The following is an 18,998-nucleotide window of genomic DNA, read 5'->3' as shown; positions in this document are numbered from 1 at the left end:
TCGCGGAGCGCCATTGCATGTGACAGAATGCCCCCTCACCCGGATTGACATCCGATTTGTGGCAATCCGACCTTTCCTCGAGGGGAAAGGGAGATCGTCTGCGCTTGGCGCCAGCCTCTTCTCCCAACGGGGAAGGCGGATGCAAAGCGGCTGGATGAGGGGGGCGAACTTCACATGCGATCCCCGTCCGTTCGCAGGGAGTTAGCACCGTGACGGAGGCGAAGCTCGCTCTATCTTGATCAAATCAGATCAAAGGTTCTCGGCAGTGAAGGTGACGAAGCGGATCGGCGGGTTTTCGACTTGCAGGTCGTGCAGGTTCAATGTCGCCAGCACGAGGTCCATGGCTCGCCTCGCCTGCGCCTCGGGTGCCTGGTCGAGCACGACATCCATCGTACCCTCGCGAAGTGCAACGGCGCTGCGCTCGGTGAGCTCGTGGCCGACGAAGAAGACCTGGCGTCCGAGCGGATTTCGGCGCAGGACATCGTTGAGCGCCGAATTGGCGCCGCCTGCATTGTAGAGACCGGCAAGGTCCGGCCAGCGCTTCAAGGCTTCAAGAAGCTGCTCAGCGTTGCGGTCTCCATCGTCATGGCCGAACAGCGCCCCGATCGGTTCGAAATGTTCGGTCGCCGTCTCCATCAGGTAGTCGAAGAAGCCGCGCACGCGGTCGCGGTGCACGCGGTAGATCTGGCTGTGGCAGACCGCCACCACCTTGCCTGGCCGCCTTTGCATGCGCGACAACAACAGCCCTGCCATGCGCCCGGCGGCATAATTGTCGATACCGACATAGGCCCCGCTGGTGCCGGAAATCTCAGTGACAATCTGCACGGTCGGGATGTTTTCGGCCTCGAGTTTCCTCAAGGCGGCGCCAACCAGCGGGTGGTCGGGAACTGCGAGGATCAGGCCGGCGCGGCGCATGTCCGGATCAAGGATGCGCCTGGCGATCGCCGCCGGGTCCGCCTCGTCGAGAAAGGTGCGGTGGACGGCGATGGAACGATCGAGCGTCGCGGCGATGCGCTCGAAAGCGCGAGACAGTCGGGCAAAGAAGGTGGCGTCCGGACGCACCAGGATGACCTCGATCCTGATCACCCCGTGATGAGCTTCCGGCAAGCGGCGAGGATAGTCGAGCGAGCGAGCGGCGGCGACGACCTTCTCGACAGTGGCAGGCGTGACGCCACCCCTGCCGTTCAGCACGCGCTCAACCGTCGCCGTGCCAACCCCGGCGCGGCAGGCGATGTCAAGAAAGGTGGGCTTTGGAATCTGGTCACCTCCCAGTCAGGAAGCCGAAGCCTAGCCAGCCGAGTCCGTTTTTCCAAGACCGATGATTTGCCGACTCCTCAAAGGGCACATCCCAAGGATGTACGTCATCGAATGCACCGGTCCGGCTGTCGGTTGCTCCTGAGCTTTGAGAATGTCGGCTTCTGGGTCACCCGTGCATTCCGGGAACGAGAAAATTGAAGCCCGGCCACTCTGCGAGGCGCGACAATCATCGAAGGAGAACATTGAGGTGAACGAGGACACCGTCAGTCCAAGGCCGCTCGCGGAGATAGCCAGCTATCATGCCCATATCTATCACGACGGGCAAACTGAGCGGCAACATGCCGAATGGCCGCGTCTTCAGATCGGAGAACGTTTCCGAGTACGCCTTGGCTGGCACGAGCAGAAAGTCGGCCCGCATGACCAGGCAATGTACCAGGTCTCATTTGCGAACGAGATTTTCGCTTAACTCGTTCCGTGGCTGATGTTGAACCATAAGGGTCTCAGCATACTCATTCACCCGAATACGACTAACCCCCGACGCGACGTTCGCCCAGCGGCCAACCGGCAATCACTGCCAGGGCGTGCTCGCCTTGCGCGAGGGTCAGTATGGCGACGTGAAGCTCGACGGCCTGACGCTGGTGGCGCTCGGCGAATCTGCTGGCCCATACCTCGCCCGTCGGGCGGGAGCATAATGCCTTCTCTGGTTACGTCCGGAACTCGGCCGGCCATCTCAGGGAGGGAACCAACGATGTCGGCGTTATCCTCCAACATTCCGTCCATCTGGTCGGAAGCGCATGGTTCAACGCGTCGACTGTCAGTCGCAAACTACACATCACAAGGTAGTTGATATTCAACTCACTTGCAGATTCCCTACTGGTCACGCAGCGTCCAATCTGTCTGACTCCGCCTCAAGTATTCCCACAGGTAGGGACAGCGATCGCGCGATCCGATCCCGATAGCCCTTATTGCACCTCAGACCCGACTCGATGTTTTGGATTTCCTCAGCGGCTAGCCCGCACGCCACCGCCAGGTCCTCGATCGAATATCCAAGGTGCTCACGGTAAGCGCGGACGATGTGGGTCCCCTCTGACATAGCCGTCAAGACTGTCTCGGGAATGCACGAAACCTTCATAGACACCTCCGAGAAGAATAGGGATGCCTAACACAATCGGGAGATTTCCTCCCGACCTGGCGATCCCAGCAAATGAAATAAATGGACGTCGATTCGGCCGGATCGGCCTCATCCATAGAATAGCCCACCTGAAATTGGCAGGCAGATCGGAATATGGCGGTTCCCCTTGTTCTGATCAAGTCCAAGAGCCTGGCTGCCTTAAGATGGCCTGACCGGCTGTACCGCATCGCTTCCTGCGCGATCCCCCGCGGTCCATCATCGCCGATGGACTTCTTGAACAGGAACTCGAATTCGCCCATGCCGCCGCTTGTACGAGAGTGCCTCGATGCCACTGCCAAAATCTGGACGGGTTCGTTTTACTTGGTTGATGAAGTCCATCAGCACGTAGCGAATATCGTAAGCCTCAGCGTTGAAAAATCGATAAACTACCTGCTTGTCGCAGACGTTGATGTCGACACAAGCTGGAATTTGGTCGAAGAGTTCGATCATCTTCGCATTTCCAAACCATTGTTGTTATTTAGTGTGATTTTTAACGCAGTGCTGCGGATTAGACGCTCAGCTTCGGCCAAAGCCGCATCCGAACTTCCCAGCGACGCGATCTTTTCATCGACGTCGCTATGAGCTGCGTGCTTCACGCCGAAATAATCCTGCCTGAGCTTCAAGGTATCAGGATTATTATATTCTCTGACGAATTTAATGCTTTCCTGCTGCCGCCCAGTGACCTCGTTTCTCTTGCTGTCTACATAAGTGTTTAGCCAAAATAACTCCACCGAATATCGCCGCGACAATGCTTATGGCATTTTGCGACTAGATCCGATACGTCTTTGAACTTGATCGCCGGCATATGTTGCCTCCCGTGTTGTTGGCGAGATCGATTGCGGCCTATTTCGATGCATCCAACCACATGTTCGACCCGTCGCCGGAATACAGGCGTGGTTCAAAGGCTGCTTGTCGGTTATTCAGAAGCAGTCCGCCTAGTTTCGCCCGAGGCTCGGCGCTTTTGCCATACCGATCGCGCAAGAGGTGTTCCGCTTGCCGCCATTTCTTCGGAACAGTATTTTTGCAGCTCCCGGCCGGTTGCCCATTGTTCGCCCTTTCCGCAGCTATTGCACGTAGCTGACGCCGCCTTCGAAATAGTTCCTGCAAGTTGTCGCTGGCGAGGCGCTCGCTGCACGTGACAGTGCAGCCACCAATTCAGGCCATTTCACCTGATGCAGCGATTGCGGGTCACTTCTTGCCCAGCCCAGCAAAGTCTCAGCATCGGCGGCGTTTTCAAATTTCAAGCTTTGGTTGCTGTGCAGAGAAATCACAACCTTCTTGACATCGGCTGCGGTGAGGGTTACGCGGCCGCCATCGGAAACGGGCTCCCTGAACGTAAGTGTCCCTGGAAGAAGCCAATGGGTGCCTATGCCACCGTTGCGCAACACAGGCGGCATAGTGATCTCATGCACCGTGACCGTCGAACCTAGGTTGCAATAGATATCTCTTATGTCGGAGAGCACCTCGCCCTCCATCCCCAGTCCGAGTTGTCCGCCAGCCCCAAGGACAGATCCGAAACCGAAGCTCTCCTCGTAGTTCCCAGCGGCTGCGGACACGTCAGCGACGACGATATGGAGCGGTGGCAGTGGCGGTGGCGCTATCGTCCAATTCACGGTTTCCCGGATGGCGAGATAGAGCGTCATCGCGCCGCGGTTTTCGACGGCTCCGCCATCGGTGACCCAGTACCGCTTGCCGGCACCGCCGTCGGCGGGCAACACGTCGATTGCCGCATCGGAAAAAACCGGCGGAAAATTGGCACTCAATGCGGCAGCACGCGCGATAGACATGCTGGCATCGTTGAGCGTCACGATCTGCAGGACGGGGTCGCTGTTACCGACAGGAGCAGGTTGCGGCGGCACCGGAAGATTGGTGAGCACGAGCCTGCCGCCAGCGGAACTGCCGTCGAGCGCGTCGCGGCATTTGCTGGCGTGCTCGGCCAGCGAAAGCTCTTTTCCGTCACAGGAGCGGCTCCCGGCATCGAACGAGCCAAGCATCGCGGTGTTCAGCATCAAGCCGAACGACGGATCGCTCATCTTCCCCGCGCCCATCTTACAAACAAAGGCTTCAGCCAGGATGTTGCCAAAACGGCTGCGCGCCGGCAACCATCCGGTTACATTCCCTTCGGGCTCTGCCGGCTCGTCGCAGGCAAAATTCCGCCAGCTACGCCGTCCGAATGCGATGCGCATGTCGCTGGCACCGTCGAGCACATATTCAATAAACGGGAGCGCCATCGTCTCGGCGAAACGGTCCCACGCCTTCGACGCCTGCTCATCGATCGGCCCCGAGCGCCGCAGTTCGCGTTCATGCAGGGCAAAGTAGGCCAGCGCAGCACTGCCTCCTGAAACGCCACTTGCAAGCACGACGTTGCAGATTTTCCCCTGCTCTGCCAGACCACGCAGCACTGATGCGGTGTAAATTGCGGCGCGCGTGCCACCCCCAGATGCTACCACAGCAATGCGTGGTGCGTCGGTGCCAAGCGGAGGACACTCGCCGGTCTTGCCAATCCCGGACGTCAGGAGGCTTGCCAGATTGATTTCTGCCGGACTGGTCTCCCGGATTAAAAGTTCGGGCGGCTGGACCGAGGCCGTGAATGCCAGCCACGCGGGCATGCCCAGAATAAGAAACGCCAGCGTGCTGGTGATCACTGGATAGACGAGTGCGGAGCGCTGGAGATTGCGCAGGCCGGCCAAAACATCGGAGCCTCGCGTCTTCGTCTGCGCCGAGGTTTCAAGCTGACTGCGGAAACACGAAAGGAGTTCGAGCGGGGTCTGAAACTGCAGGGCAGGCCCATCGGCGTCATAGTCCGCCTCATAATCTCCTTGGATTTTCAATCGACCTGCACCGTGCTGCGCAATCGTACGCCCTTCGGGCTTGACGGGGCTGACATTCTTTTTCCCGTGATAGGGATAGGCAACCTGCACCGGCGCGGCCCTGCCGTAAGTGTTGTTGAGGAGGCGGATGACCCGCCGGGCCAAAAAAACATCGCTCCAATATGCGTAGTACCAAGCTGCGACATAGGTGATCAGCACATAGATCATGATGCTGGTATTGCCGTACCCGCCGCTGCCGGCATTAAAGAGGTAGGTGATGTAGTGAACCTCGAAGAGGCGCAGCATCGCGACGGCGATCACCGCCACGCTCACAGCGTATTGCGGTCCGATGAAGAACAAACGCCCGACGGTTTTCAGCACTTCCATCAGCCGGTCGAAAAGCGTCCCGAGGAAAAGTGCGCTCCAAGTGGCAAGGCCGGCTAGAAGAAAAACAGCGAGCAAATAACGGTCGGGAACAAAAAGCGCGAACAGCGATCCTGGCAGAAGAAGTTCGACCGCATAACGCACCGGCACAACAAACCAGGCCGAAAGCAGCGCGACGACCGGCTCGCGCCCCATAAAGTCGTAACGGTCCTTCGGCGCGAACAACTCGATCTCTGGCAGGAACGCGTCGAGATTGTCGTAGGCCGCAGGTCGGAAGAGACCTCGGGCCAGCATCCACACCAGCCCAAGCGACGTTATCAGGGTGACGACGATCGCGACGCATACGTGCAGGTGTAATGATTCTGAATCGTCACTGAAGGTCTCTGGGACGGAAAAGTAGGCCAGAATGGCAGCGAGTAGGCCGAAGATTGCAAGCTGTCCGGCCAGCAAGTGCTCGTGCAGCCAAGGCGAGTAGCGGACACCGATATGCAGGAAAAGCAAAAGGACAAGACCTAGCGCCAGCAACCCGATATTGGCTGGCGTAGTTTCAACCGTCGGGCCGAGGGCGAGCGAAGTTATGAGCGATATTGCCAGCGCCGGAGCAAACCAAGCGTATCCATCGGGTCCGAGCCATGTCCAGAACCACTTCCGCCCCTCCGGCATCGGCTGGTTGACATGGGCGTCAAAACGTCGCCACGAGCGGACAAATCGCTTCACCCCCTCTCCAAGCCAGTTGTAGAGCCTCGACCCCACATCGAGGGCCAGTTCGCTGAAGCGTCTCATTGGTTGTCCCCGATCCGATTCGCGTTTCTCATTTCATTACCGAGACTTGAATGTGAGAAGAGCCGTCGAAGAAGACCAAGTCGCAACCAGCATCCACGGCCAACGAGGCCAACCGATGCGCTGTGAAATTCGGGTTAGCAGACCGATACACATGGCCTACATAGCGGGGCGGGTTAGCTGCTGTTCCAATCCCAGAAGATTATCGAAGCGCTTCTGAGCATTGTCTTTTGCCCAGTCGTTTTGTTTCATGAACTCCTGCAGCGTCAATCCGGTTAACCCGCCGTTTTGCGTGCCTGTGCCATGACCGGTACTTGCTTCGAGGGCAGCGATACGATCCGTCGCCGCCTTAAGCGCCGCTGCGAGTTCGGTGAGCTGACTGCGGACTTGCACCTCATTCTGTGCAGTGTCTGCAACGTTTCGGGTGAGTGCAGCCGATTCCAGCCGAGTGGTGAACTTGATGCTTTTGTCAGACCACTCGAAGTTGCTTACGTACGGCACAAGCACAACGGCCGCGCCGATCGCAATCATCAAGCTATGCCCGGTCGACACCGCTCTATTCGTGATTATTGCAAGCAGTGCGGCCAGGAAAATTACACCTCCGCCAATCCAAAATAGCGTACTATTGATTTGCACACTTACGGCTTGCGCGTCCATGTTTACTTCCCCCTAATCCCATCGGCATTGTAGTCAGGTTTCCCACGTATGTCAGTCGAGTTTGGTGATCTGCATACTGATGACGACAGACTCCTGGCCTGCCGCAAGATTGCGATTGACGACATCCTGTAGACGCGCCGTTGCGGCGATCACGCCCAAGCCTTCCTTGGTGAAGGTGTTTTCGTTGAAGACACATTCGGCGAGCAACGGATTGGTGAGAGCCTGCGAGAAGGCATCGAACGCCACCATGCGGCCAATCAGTGGCGGCACGGCGGCTCGCGGTCCGACATCCTCCGCAAACAGACCAATGACGAGTTCAACATTGTCCGGATCATCGCCATAAAGCCGTCGCAAAGCATCGATCTTGCCTTGGTCGCCGGTGATCTGTTCATACTGATTGACTCGAGGATAGCCGTAGACCTCGCGGTAGTCGTTGTACGAGCCAACCAGATGGGTTCGGCTCTGTTCGACCGCAGCGAGTTCGATTGGAACGAGGAATGGCGCGGTATTGAACAAGCCGATCTCCCAAGCGCGTTGCTGGCTCGCCGAAGCGGCAAGTGACGCCAGGCCGGATGCCATAAGAAAGGAATTGTCGAAGCCGACTTCTTTCGCTGCTACACGCTCGCCCTCAAACATAAAACTATCCGGCACCAAGCTGTGCCAGCGATAAAGCAGGTTAAACTCGATTGGAATCCAGTTCGGTTTGTTCCAATATTCCCGCCAGCATACTTTCGGATCCGCTAATAACTGAAAGTGGTAAGGTGAAATGTGATTGATGTAATCTTCAACAACGATCTTTATCAGCTCAACAATATTGATGTTCCGGGCAGTTTGGAAGATCCGCTCATCGTCCCAAGCAGGATAGGCCGTCTCCAATATCTTCGCGAGGCGATTGTGCTCCCGAAGGAACAGTGTGTTCAGCATTGTCGTAAAGGGCGTTGAATTTGCTCGGTCCCCGGCGAATGCGAAGACGTACTTGCGAATTTCCGCAGCGCGGTCTGCCGGAAGTCTGTTGAGATAATCCCCGATGCCGAGCGGAGCGCGCAGGACTGCGAATTCCGGCTTCACCACGCCTTTCTCATCATACAGCTTGGGCGCATAGATCTCATCGCCGATCTCCTCGAATTTCAACCGCCCCCTCTCTCCGCGGATTTCCGACATCATTCGGACCGCGTGGGTTTGCTCGCGCGTGAGGCCATAAAGCGGGTTGAGATCAATATGATGTGAAGTGTGGGTACGCCGACGGTCAGCGGTGTCGGTCATCAGAAATCCGTCGGTGAACCATTGTGCAAACGACAGGAAAAGGACAGTCGAATCCTCGGAAATCACCGGGCCATCAGCACGAACCTTGAAAAGTTCGGCGACAAGCTTCACGTCGGGATAGACCTTCAGCGTCCTGGGCGGCAGATGCCGTGAAAACCAGTTGCGATCGGTCAGCGATTCCCAAGATGTGTAGCCAGCCATCGCGGCGCTAGGATCGCCTTTGCACGGCATTGAGCTTAAGGCGTGGGGCCGACTCGGCGCGCGTTGCGCCGCCCGTCCAATGATCCGCTTGTTGGCCCACCGGCGTAGCGGCGGTATTGCCATTACCAGGCGCCAAAACAGCGAGAAACGAGAGAGTAAATAAGCTTCGACTCGATTGATAAGGCCATCACGGCTCTTGTCACGCATGGCCCACCTTATCACGCCACGAACCCTGATCTTGTGAAAGACATTCGAACTGTGCCGTCCACTTTCGGTGGTAAGTCGATAAGAAGTATTGTATATTTTCCAAGTTATTCACTGAACCGAACTCCCAAATTCGCAGTTACGGATGAACTGACCGGGTGATCTGGAGTCTCTAATCGTAGTCTCTGTTGATTGACATTTTATGGTAACCTGGAGCATGAAGATCATGCGGCTCTAGTCCAAAGCCGCGATTGCTGCGCGGTCTTTTGTGCCCCCAAAAATCAAAGAAGTTTTGTCGCCCAATCGCGTGTAGATTCCGCAACTTCCGAATAACATGACCTTCATAGGTGCCCCCTACCCAATCCCGACTAGTTGTTCTCCGGCTTCTCGACGGCCGCCCGTACAGCTCGGGAGCCGGGATAGACGATTGCCCGCGCGTGGCCGAGCGACGCGAACTGATCCGGCGAGGTCGCCAGCGGGATCGTGATGCAAGGCGGGCTACGATTGGGATTCATATCCAGACGGCTGGCTACATCGCGGTCTAGGATAGGCTCGTCGATATGAATCTCGCATAAGTCCATCCATGGATTTTGCTTCTCGTCCCACGCCTTTGCCGGATTGAGGACTTCCGGGTTCTTGTCGCCAGTTGTGGGCGCATTATGAAGCTGGGCTTGAAGAATGTACGCGACCTGCGAATATTTGACCTGGTAGATCCATTCCTGGCGTAAGAAGTCGGGCGCGCGCGGATCGTCGGTTACCGGGTCCATCGACGGTGCGCCTTCAGCACGGAATTCTCCTGCTGGCAGCCCGCGTTCAGGTCCGCGGTCGCCGGGGATCAGCCGGAAGCGGATATAGCGCATCACACCGTCGTCGGGGAGGAATTCAAAACACTGCCACGAATGGTAGCGCGAATTGAGGAATGATCCTCTGATCCGATAGGCCTCGATTAATTCCGGCTCCATCATGATTCCTTGCGCCACCAGTTGCTTGCGCTGTTCGGGGGATGCGTGGACGAAGGTGCTGAAATCGCGGATCGAGCGCACAAACAACTGCCGCCCGGCGTTCATCAGGATGTCGAGTTCGCCTGGTCCGGAATAATTCGATTCCTCTGGAAAGAACTTGATCGACGCCGCGACGCCATCGCGAGCCCGATCGTCCTCGCGCGCACCGGGCGACGAATGCCGCAGAATCACCGGCACCGTCTTGCCGGCGACAAAATATCCGTTTGTGGGGAATTCCGCTGCTACAATGAAGCGCGCGGTGCCGCGTCCGGCCGCGCCCCACGTGTGGGTCGCCCGGCCACGCTTCTCATGGGCGAGAAATCCGAAAGTGCGCTGCAAGCTATCGATAATGACCTTAAACTCATCGTCGATATTTTGGGTTAGTTCTTGCTCGGTTAGCCGCAGATTGTCGTGTGCGATCGCCAGCGCCTGCTGTCTGACATTCTTGCTGGCCAGATAGACAACTTTGCGGATTTCGTTGACCTCGCCGACAGGCTGGTGGTCGGCGAGGGCATGCCACGGCGTAAAAGAAAGCCGGTCGCCAAACTGCCGGCGCTCGCCTGTATCGAAGGTCTGCGCCGCAATGTGGATAGTTGCGACGGGAACAAAGGGTTCGGGCCATTCGATCGTCGGGTTGTCGATTACTTCGGGATCGGCGCCTTTTTTCACCTGAACCGCAAACTCGAAGACGATATCCTGCTGTCCATCGCCAAGCCTTTCAACCATACGCTCTCTAAGATAGTCATGGGTTGGGCCCGTTGAGCCGGACGGCGGCGCTGCTGGAAGAGGCATGCAGCGGTACCGGCAAATGACCTCACGACCGAACGCGTAGGGCACTTGGCTCCAGTAAGTAGTGGTCAGCGGATTGTCCTGTAGATGCTGGCGGAAGCCGAGGAGGACAGGAATGTCCGCAGGGTAATGATCTTTCAAATAGGCGATGAACTTTTCTGGCGCCAGGCCGCGCGGCGCCGAGGCAGCAAAGTCCTGCATGAAGAGCACGTAGTCGGCGGCTGTGCGTATAAAGAACACTGGATTGTCGGCGAGAATGAAATCGTGCTCAAGTGATTCCGTCTCGGACTCCAAAACCTTGGCGCCGTGAACGTCGAAAAGCTTAATTGCCATCCCGTGGATATCCGGCTTGCGGTCATCGCGTTGCGCGCCGTTGGAGAAGCGGACCGCAGCAGCATATTGTTTCGGGGTCGCGAAGAGGCCGACCTTCAGCGCCTCGGGAACATCCGATCTGACACGAAATATCGCCTCAACGCAGCCGTGCATCTTGGCATGCTGGCCGCGCCCGTCGGGTGCCGTGGCGTTCTGCAAGGCAAGTTGAATGGCTGTTACCGTCTGAATTGGAAGCGCAATATCGGCCATGTAAATGATCGTCCTTCATGACGAGAGGTATTGTGGTCCGTAGGTCGACCATTACGGTGCTCTATATGGTCTTGAGATATTCGATGAGGTCGCGCAGCGCTTCGGCGCGCATTGGATTACTCCAATCGAGCTGGTAGGATTTGCCGTCGACCACGATATCCTTGTCATGACCTACATTGGTCCAACCGTCCCGGCGAGTGTCATGTTCGGACATAGTGGGCATATTCGCCTTGTAGGTATTCTTGAACTCGACGTTCCAGATCCAACCGACATTGGTGGTGTCGTATTCAATGACGCCGCGCAAAAACCGTTCAGGCCGCGTCATCGGCTTGAGCAGATGCATCAGAGAGGGCACCGAGCCGTTGTGCAGATAAGGGGCCCGCGCCCAGATACCGTCGAGCACGCCGGCAATATAGCCTTGGTTTTGCGCTGCCGTCGTGTCCTTAAGGATATGGTTGTCTGGGGCGATGCAAGGTTGGACGCGGGTGCCGTTGCGATCGGTATAGGCGAAATCCTTGTCGTGGCAGGCGGCGCGAAATGCGCTAGTTAACAGCGCCGCGCCGGCCCGGGTCAGCACCTGGGCGCGGTTGAAGTCGGTATGCAGTTCCCAGTATTGTCGATTGTTTGCCGGCCGATGACAGTCGCTGCAATGGCGGTTGAACAACTCTTCGCCCCGTGCCGCGCGGTCCAGATTGACCTCAAAGGGATAGGGCGGCGCCGGCAGCCCGCGTAGAAAGTCGGCGACAATGTGGGTGTTGTGCAGATCGAGCTTTCTCGGGTCGCCGACGATCGGAAGCTGGGCAGCGATGTTGCGCCAGAAGCTATTGAGCACGCTGCCATCCCATTGTCCGACGGAGCGCTTCTCCTGATTCCACACCGACGGCGAGTCGGTAACGGTGGCGAAGGGCGGTAGTTCGGCATAGGTGCCGCCAAGGAAGGTCTGCAGATCCATCCCGCTACCGAGCGTCTGAGCCGCCAACAGGTCGGCCAACAGATCGCCGCTGCCGTCGGACTGGCCGGCGCTGAAGCCGCCGAGTGGCGGCGACCGGTCCCCGTGGCCATAGCTTGACCCCGGCCTCGCCTGCAGTATGACTGCGGCGGCACGCACGCCTGTGCCGCTTGAGAACGCCTCGAGAATTGGGACAATACGCCCCTTCACCACCGCTCGCTGCATCCCATCGACCGCAGCGATCGCGTCGTCCTTCAGGCCAGGCAGGCCACGAGCAAAGAAGCCGACCGGCTTAGAGTCGATTATAGCGATGATCCGCTGTGTGGTATCTCCTGGGGCATCAGGGGTGCCGATCTGCTCGCGACTGAGATAGCGCTGTCGTGTCATAGAAAACGCCTGCCGCCATTTGCGCACGTCGAACTGCGTATTTGGGGCCCCCTCCAGTACGATCCGTCCGTTGGGACCGATCGCCTGGCCGGTGTGGCACGCGCCGCAGGCTAGAGTGACAATGTAGAGGTCAGGCTTGGTGTAGTCGATCTCACCGAGGACATTGCCGGTCGCATTGACAGGTCGTCCGCTGGTAGCGGTTACACCAAGACCACGCGGCAGGATGCGGCTCGGCTGATTTGGATCTGTGAAAAGCCCGAAGCTCTGGAAGAGATCGTCCGGTTGCCCCCAAATCTCCGGCGCTAGGTCTGGCAAGATCTTCTGGATGACGAGCGGTGTTCCGACGAACCCATTTCCAGCGTTGGCAAACCAGGAAAAGCCGACTAGGTCACGCTTCTCAGCGGTATCGACTTGGGCGCTACAGGCATCTCGAATCGCCGGCCAATTCAGGTTCCTGTAGGCTTTCAGTGCTGCTGCAAGGTTGTCGCGCAATGCACAGAGTTCCGCTTGCGATGTTGGGAGATCGCGCAACGCTGCGGTTTGGCCGCAAACGGTGGTCTGAAGCACCAACATCGTCACGGTGGCAACGACGAGCAATCGCGCCATGAAATCCAATGCCCCCCAGCGTCGGCAACTTAAACACGAAGCGAAGTACGACTAGACACTCCAATTGAATTGACTGCAATCGGTAATTGTTGTCGACATCTTTTTTATGATGGGGGCAATAAGTTTCGCGGGGACAATTTCTGATGTGCGTGGTGATCGGTGTCAATAAGACAGGCGAACTGCCGCTTTACGGCGAAGTCCCCCGGGCGCGAAGGCTGTGGGAGAATGGCTGAAGAACGAAGGATGTGATCTGGTCAGACGGTTCTGCGCGAGCATGAAGCGGGTGCGAAGGCGGGCGATCTTGCCCGCAAGCATGGGATCTCCGAGGCGACGCTGTATAACTGGAAGGCGAAGTATGGCGGGATGGACGTCTCCGATGCCAAACGGCTGAAAGCCTTGGAAGACGAGAACGCCAAGCTGAAGAAGCTGCTCGCAGACCAGATGCTCGAAGCCTCGGCACTGCGCGAGCTTCTGTCAAAAAAATGATAGGGGCCGCCGCCAAGCGCGAAGCCGTCGCGCATCTGCGGGCCGTCATGGGCCTATCGGAGCGTCGGGCCTGTTCCTTCGTCGACGCCGATCGTAAGATGATCCGCCACCAGTCTCACCGAGCGCCAGAGACGGAGCTGCGTGGTCGGCTGCGTGACCTCGCCAACGAGCGCCGGCGCTTCGGCTATCGGCGGCTGTTCATTCTGCTCAGGCGCGAAGGCGAGGCATCGCGTATCAACTGCATCTACCGGCTATACCGCGAAGAAGGACTGGCCGTGCGCAAGCGTCGGGCGCGACGACGAGCCGTCGGCATGCGGGCGCCGATCCTGGTCGAGGCAAAGCGACGTGACGCGCGAATGTTTGGCCGCGATCCCGGACACCTCGTTCTCCGGACACGATATCCGCCTCGACCACCGTCAACGCCTCGTTGATCTGGTTAATCAAGCCGAGGTGGCGCTCGACGGCATCCCCGCGCATGGCCGCGGCCCTGCTTTTTGATGCGCCCGGGATAGGCTGGCCCCTCACCGGACTGCGCACGCTCGGATTGAGGCCAAGATAGGCAACGAGCGTCTGTGGATCGCTGAAGCGCGACGTATGTCGCCGATTGCCGCGGCGACGCTCGCAGCCACGGTGACGTCGAGGCCGGGCAACGTCATCAGGCGGCGGATTGTCGGATCCTGGAGGGCATGTACGGCGCCACTGCGCGCAAGCTAGCAATGATCATCTGGCACATGCTGAGCAAGGATACCGACTACATCTGGGCCGTGCTGGTCGAGGCGGCATGGGCGGCCGTGCGATCGATCGCCAGGACCTCTTCACGCCTTCCACAAGCGGATCGCCTCGCGCCGCGGGAAGCACATCGCAGCTGTCGCCATTGGCGGCGCGCTCATCCGCACGCAATATTGCCTCGTCAACCATTTGCGCCCGCTGATCCCGACGAGGTTCCCATGCGGACACGGCGGGATCAGGTGGGCGTGGAGGATTGACTGGATCAGATTCTTCAGCCGCGAACGCTGGCGCCTTTGGTCTATCGCGCTCAGTGATCCATGGTCTTGAGGACCGGCATGCCGTAGATCGGCGACGACTTGTCGTCACGCGCCGAGGGATTTGTGACGTCGTTGGCGCCGATGACATGGGCGACGTCGGCCTGCGTGAATTCGGAGTTGATGTCCTCCAGCTCGAACACTTCCGTAAGGCACGTTGCCTTCGGCAAGCAGCACGTTCCTGTGGCCGGGCATGCGGCCGGCGACCGGGTGTATGGCGTATTTGGAGAGAGCGGCCGACCCTTGTCCTTGCCAATCGTTCCGACTTCAATCTGAACCGCCAGATCACGGCCACGGGCGCGACCTGGCTGGATCACAGACTGGTCGAACGCGAACCGATGCCGCTCGCCATGGGAAGCTTCGGTCGCGAGGTTCGTGACGCCATGTCGGCCCGCGCAGACCATCTCGCCGAGGAGGGATTCGCCCGCCGAAAAGGCCAGCGTATTATTTTGCAGCGCGATCTCCTCAATACCTTGAGCCGCCGCGAGCTGAATGCGGCCGTGGCGCGACTCTCGGCAGAGACCGACCTATGACACATGAAGGCGGCAACCGGCGAGCATGTCGCTGGGTTCTATCGCCAGTGCGTCACGCTCACCTCGGAACGCTTCGCCATGATTTGACAACGGCCTCGGCTTCCAGTTCGTGCAGCGGTCGCCGCCACTCGAGAAGAAACTCGGGCAGCACATCGACGGATTTGCCGGAAGTGGGACTTACCGGAAGTGAACAGCGGGATGCCGCCAAGCGTCGTCTATATCTCTCTATTCGCGCAATCGACACTACATAGACCGATCTATATCGCATCTTTCCGGCATCTTGTCATAAACCGATACAATGACTCAAGCCACTTTAGGCGAGGATGTCCGGCAATAAATTCACATAAAGTGGCTATCTTATAGTATACACCCATGATAAAAAAAGACACAGAGATCATGAAAATTGCTTCGACCATTTTTACTGCCGAGTCTTTTGGATTCAAATATGGATTCCCGTACAGCGCGAAGATGGATTGCGCGGCAAGGATTCCTGAAAGAACACAAAAGAATTTTATCAAGGCCCAAGTTGTAATTCTTGAGACAGTTGAAACTAGAACTGGTGGAGATCCGCACCCAAATATTCCACTTATAAAATAACTTATAACTTGCGGCATAATAAAAAGTGAGCTTAACGTTGCAAGGATATATAATTCTTCATGCACATCCATCGACGTGTCCATAAAAATCACAGCGATCTTTCCCGGCATCCCGCTAAGAATCGTGTCTTGAATTGATGTCGCATTTCTATAAACATATAGAAACAATATAGATACGGAACAGAGCGTAAGCGAGAATATATACCATAGCGTGTGTACGTGATGAGGATGATCGCGCCTGACGATCATAATTGATAGGCAAAGCGTAACGACGAACGCTAAACTAAAAAACGGCAGTGCTACGGCTGACAATCCGCTCATAGTTTCCTCCTGCATGAAGAAATGTCTGATGCAGAACATACACGCGGAGAGCACCAAGCGCAGCAATTTCACCGATATTGTTCTCTAGCAGGCTTCTCTGATTGGGGTCGTTGAGGTCAAGCTCCTCCTGATATTTTTCCGGACCATGTCGCCCCGCGGGTCACTCGCTTCTCTTCGCGGTCGACGTTAAGCGGCCGCATGATGGGGTCAGTAGAGCGAGGCGTCTCAATCTGTTGAACGACCTTGGGAGAGTTCGTCCCAGGATCGTGCCTGCTAACGAGATCGCCTTGCCCATCGTCCCCACGGGAACGATCCGGCTCACGCCCTTTCGGGCGGAATCAACTCCTCCTTCGTTGGTCCGTTATCCCGTATTTCATGCCGGTACGGGGCCGGGTGCCTTGCCGAAGCGGAATTCTGTCGCATCGCTCCACATGCGATGCAGGATGACAGCGAGCTTGCGAGCAACAGCAACTCGGGCTCGGGCCATACCGCGCCGCTTGGCGACGTTCATACCCCGCGCTCTGAGGCTCGACCATTTCTTGCTGAGCACAAGCAGTGAATGAGCCGCCTCATAGAGGGCCGTGCGGGCGAGCTCGTCACCGCATCGGCTTACCTTGCCCTGAATGTCCCAGATTGATAGCGTGCCGGGGTCAGACCCAAATGCGCTCCGACATCCCTCGATCGGCGAAAGCGGTCCGGCTGATCGACCGTGGCACGAAAGGCGAGCGCGGTGATGGGTCCCACACCGGGCACGGACATGAGGCGCCGGCAGACTTGCTCCTTGCGGGCGATATTGAAGACCTGCTTTGTCAGTCGCCCGAACTCGCGCAACATCGTTGCCACGATCGCCAGAAGCGGCTCGACAAGCGCCATGATGACCGTATCTGCGCCAATCAGTTCGCGCACGCGATGAGCGAAAGTTGCGCGGCCTGGAGTGCCGAGCTTGATGCCGGCCTCCCGCAGAATCGCCCTGATGACATTTTCGATCGTCCGCATTTCATTGAGGACCGTGCGTCGCGCAACGAGGAGGGATCGCCAGAGCCGACACTGCTGGCTCTTCACATGCACCTGCCGATACCAGCCGGTGCGCATGATCTGCGCCAAGGCGCGGGCGTCGTTGCGATCGGTTTTGTTCGGCATCGTTTTCATCGCCGCGTTGGCCTGCCGGGTCTCGATGCAGATCGCCGGCAATCCTTCGGCGCGAATACCGTCATAGCCAGGCTGTCAGCGAACAGGCTTCGAGCCCGATGCGCTCCAGCGGCAGATCGATTTTCCGCAAGGCTTCATAAAGCGCCCTCGGCTCACTCGCCGCCCGCCCTTCCTTCACGATCCGGCCGCTCTCGTCGACGACACAGATCGCGGTCTCTTCCAAAGACACGTCAAGTCCGGCAAAATACTTCATGGCTGCTCCTCCTGATGTTTGTGGCGATCTACATCGACCACGTTCTCACATCTCGACAGGAGCAGCCGCCCTCAATTTGGCTCGGGCGAGACCCCAATCACCCCATCTGTTGAAAAAGTGGCTCGCAGCGGGCCTGTGAGCGTGATTCAGCGTCTCCGGAGAGATTCGGAGAACTAGGCATGCGGGTGGGGACGAACGGTCTGGCGAACTGTTCAGTTATGTTGATCTCGAGGCTCGGGTGCTTCGCGATAATCCGTCGCGCCGCATTCGGGCGATTGTGAACGACGCGCTGGCGGCGTTGGAGCGGGACTTGGCGGCGCTGTATTCGCCGATTGGGCGACCTTCGATCCCGCCAGAAAAGCTTCTGCGAGCGATGCTGCTACAGGCGTTCTACTCGATCCGCTCGGAGCGGCTGTTGATGGAGCGGCTGGAATACGACCTTCTGTTCCGCTGGTTCGTCGGCATCGGCGTCGATGACGCGGCCTGGGCCATTCGGTGTTCTCCAAAAATCGCGACCGGCTGCTGGAGGGCGACATCGCGACGAAGTTCCTTGCTGCGGTGCTGGCGCAGCCCAAGGTGACGAAGCTTCTGTCTACGGACCACTTCTCGGTCGATGGCACATTGATCGAGGCGTGGGCGTCGATGAAGAGCGTCAGACCGAAGGAGGGCCCAAGCGGGGCTCATGGCGAGCCACCGGCTGAAGGGGGCGGGCGAAACGCGGAAGCGGACTTCCATGGCCACAAGCGTTCTAACGACACACATGCCTCGACCACCGATCCGGATGCCCGGCTCTATCGCAAGGGCAAAGGCAAGGAGGCCAAGCTGTGCTTTATGGGACATGGCTTGATGGAGAACCGCCACGGCCTGCTGGTCGACGCCTGCCTGACACTGGCCGACGGACATGCTGAGCGGGTGGCCGCACTGCACATGATCGAACCTCGAGCGGAGCGGCCACAGGCGATCACGCTCGGCGCCGACAACGCCTACGACGCGGAAGACTTCGTCAATGAGCTGCGCTCGATGAGGGTGACGCCGCATGTAGCGCAGAACACGAGCGGCCGCAGTTCCGCGATCGACGGGCGCACGATGCGACATGGCGGCTATGCCGTCAGCCAGCGCATCAGGAAGCGTATCGAAGAGGCGTTCGGTTGGATCAAGGTCGTGGCCGGCCAGCACAAGACCAGGTTCCGCGGCCGCGACCGTGTCGGATGGGCCTTCACCTTCGCAGCCGTTGCCTACAATCTGGTGCGACTGCCAAAGCTCATGGCGGAGACCGGCTGATGGCCAAGGTTCCCGGCTTCGCCAAGGCCTTCGCCGGCCGCTGGCACATCATCGAGATGGATGTTTGGGATAACGACTTCCTCGATCCCGTCGAGGAAGCCCATCTGACATTCAAGGGCTCGGCGGATGGCGAGAGCAATCCGTGCCTTACGTGGGAGGGAACCGGTCGACCCGACCGTGCCGGACCCAGCAATGCGAACGCTACGGGAGAGTACTGAGACTAACGGGAGGAAATCAGCTCATCCGCCATACCAGGCCTGGGCGGGGCCTTCTCGCGTAGCGCCTCAGGGGCGGC

General features: G+C 58.3%; 13 protein-coding genes and 6 pseudogenes. 6 read left to right on the top strand and 13 right to left on the bottom strand.

Translation table 11 applies throughout. The annotated features are described in order from the left end of the window. Positions 1-249: 249 nt before the first annotated feature. Positions 250-1,257, bottom strand: a complete 1,008-nt coding sequence (locus tag NKI97_RS26630; RefSeq protein ID WP_352837601.1) for a LacI family DNA-binding transcriptional regulator — start codon at positions 1,255-1,257, stop codon at positions 250-252. Between the two features lie 247 nt (positions 1,258-1,504). Here NKI97_RS26630 and NKI97_RS26625 point away from each other — a divergent pair. Together NKI97_RS26625 and NKI97_RS26620 are read left to right on the top strand one after the other, a co-directional pair. Beyond that, positions 1,505-1,801: pseudogene (locus NKI97_RS26625) on the top strand (DOPA 4,5-dioxygenase family protein); the annotation flags it as partial. Between the two features lie 46 nt (positions 1,802-1,847). Further along, positions 1,848-1,949 carry a hypothetical protein gene (locus NKI97_RS26620; RefSeq protein ID WP_352837580.1) on the top strand — a complete coding sequence of 34 codons (102 nt, stop codon included), beginning with the start codon at positions 1,848-1,850 and terminating at the stop codon, positions 1,947-1,949. Between the two features lie 185 nt (positions 1,950-2,134). On the opposite strand, the gene NKI97_RS26615 is transcribed toward NKI97_RS26620, so the two are convergent. The 8 genes from NKI97_RS26615 to NKI97_RS26580 all read right to left on the bottom strand — a co-directional run bounded on the left by NKI97_RS26615 (position 2,135) and on the right by NKI97_RS26580 (position 13,041). After that, entirely contained in the window at positions 2,135-2,350 is a 216-nt protein-coding gene (locus NKI97_RS26615) for a helix-turn-helix domain-containing protein (RefSeq protein WP_502907125.1), read from the bottom strand. Between the two features lie 294 nt (positions 2,351-2,644). After that, complete coding sequence (locus tag NKI97_RS26610; RefSeq protein ID WP_352837574.1) at positions 2,645-2,878, bottom strand: hypothetical protein; 234 nt, start codon at positions 2,876-2,878, stop codon at positions 2,645-2,647. Continuing rightward, entirely contained in the window at positions 2,875-3,159 is a 285-nt protein-coding gene (locus tag NKI97_RS26605; RefSeq protein WP_352837571.1) for a hypothetical protein, read from the bottom strand. Before NKI97_RS26605 ends, NKI97_RS26610 begins: the two co-directional genes overlap by 4 nt. A gap of 333 nt (positions 3,160-3,492) precedes the next feature. After that, entirely contained in the window at positions 3,493-6,405 is a 2,913-nt protein-coding gene (locus NKI97_RS26600) for a hypothetical protein (RefSeq protein WP_352837568.1), read from the bottom strand. A gap of 156 nt (positions 6,406-6,561) precedes the next feature. Continuing rightward, positions 6,562-7,059: a hypothetical protein gene (locus tag NKI97_RS26595; protein ID WP_352837565.1), complete on the bottom strand. Its 498-nt coding sequence runs from the start codon at positions 7,057-7,059 to the stop codon at positions 6,562-6,564. Positions 7,060-7,110: 51 nt separating this feature from the next. Next, entirely contained in the window at positions 7,111-8,730 is a 1,620-nt protein-coding gene (locus NKI97_RS26590; RefSeq protein ID WP_352837562.1) for a peroxidase family protein, read from the bottom strand. 365 nt (positions 8,731-9,095) lie between these two features. After that, positions 9,096-11,099 carry a catalase family protein gene (locus tag NKI97_RS26585; RefSeq protein WP_352837559.1) on the bottom strand — a complete coding sequence of 668 codons (2,004 nt, stop codon included), beginning with the start codon at positions 11,097-11,099 and terminating at the stop codon, positions 9,096-9,098. A gap of 61 nt (positions 11,100-11,160) precedes the next feature. After that, positions 11,161-13,041, bottom strand: a complete 1,881-nt coding sequence (locus NKI97_RS26580) for a c-type cytochrome (protein ID WP_352837557.1) — start codon at positions 13,039-13,041, stop codon at positions 11,161-11,163. A gap of 264 nt (positions 13,042-13,305) precedes the next feature. Here NKI97_RS26580 and NKI97_RS26575 point away from each other — a divergent pair. Further along, positions 13,306-13,929: pseudogene (locus NKI97_RS26575) on the top strand (transposase); the annotation flags it as partial. A gap of 67 nt (positions 13,930-13,996) precedes the next feature. Here NKI97_RS26575 and NKI97_RS35545 read toward each other — a convergent pair. Further along, positions 13,997-14,546, bottom strand: a pseudogene (locus tag NKI97_RS35545) (transposase); the annotation flags it as partial. A 35-nt stretch (positions 14,547-14,581) separates the two neighbouring features. Then, positions 14,582-14,795: pseudogene (locus NKI97_RS26555) on the bottom strand (NAD(P)(+) transhydrogenase (Re/Si-specific) subunit beta); the annotation flags it as partial. On the opposite strand from NKI97_RS26555, the gene NKI97_RS35540 reads away from it, so the two are divergent. Next, on the top strand, positions 14,792-15,103 hold the full coding sequence (locus NKI97_RS35540) for a DUF3363 domain-containing protein (RefSeq protein ID WP_502907124.1): 312 nt from the start codon (positions 14,792-14,794) through the stop codon (positions 15,101-15,103). The pseudogene NKI97_RS26555 and the gene NKI97_RS35540 sit on opposite strands and share 4 nt — an antisense overlap. 257 nt (positions 15,104-15,360) lie before the next feature. On the opposite strand, the gene NKI97_RS26545 is transcribed toward NKI97_RS35540, so the two are convergent. Together NKI97_RS26545 and NKI97_RS26540 are read right to left on the bottom strand one after the other, a co-directional pair. Further along, positions 15,361-16,020 (bottom strand): hypothetical protein, encoded by a 660-nt coding sequence (locus NKI97_RS26545; RefSeq protein ID WP_352837555.1) that lies wholly within the window; start codon positions 16,018-16,020, stop codon positions 15,361-15,363. 373 nt (positions 16,021-16,393) lie between these two features. Further along, positions 16,394-17,422 (bottom strand): annotated as a pseudogene (locus NKI97_RS26540) (IS110 family RNA-guided transposase). Positions 17,423-17,585: 163 nt separating this feature from the next. Here NKI97_RS26540 and NKI97_RS26535 point away from each other — a divergent pair. Together NKI97_RS26535 and NKI97_RS26530 are read left to right on the top strand one after the other, a co-directional pair. Further along, positions 17,586-18,703: pseudogene (locus NKI97_RS26535) on the top strand (IS5 family transposase). Beyond that, on the top strand, positions 18,703-18,921 hold the full coding sequence (locus tag NKI97_RS26530; protein ID WP_352837603.1) for a hypothetical protein: 219 nt from the start codon (positions 18,703-18,705) through the stop codon (positions 18,919-18,921). Before NKI97_RS26535 ends, NKI97_RS26530 begins: the two are co-directional and overlap by 1 nt. The last annotated feature ends 77 nt before the right edge of the window (positions 18,922-18,998 follow it).

This window comes from Mesorhizobium sp. M0296 (assembly GCF_040321675.1).
Classification (GTDB): domain Bacteria; phylum Pseudomonadota; class Alphaproteobacteria; order Rhizobiales; family Rhizobiaceae; genus Mesorhizobium.
This window is presented reverse-complemented; position numbering and strand designations above follow the sequence as displayed.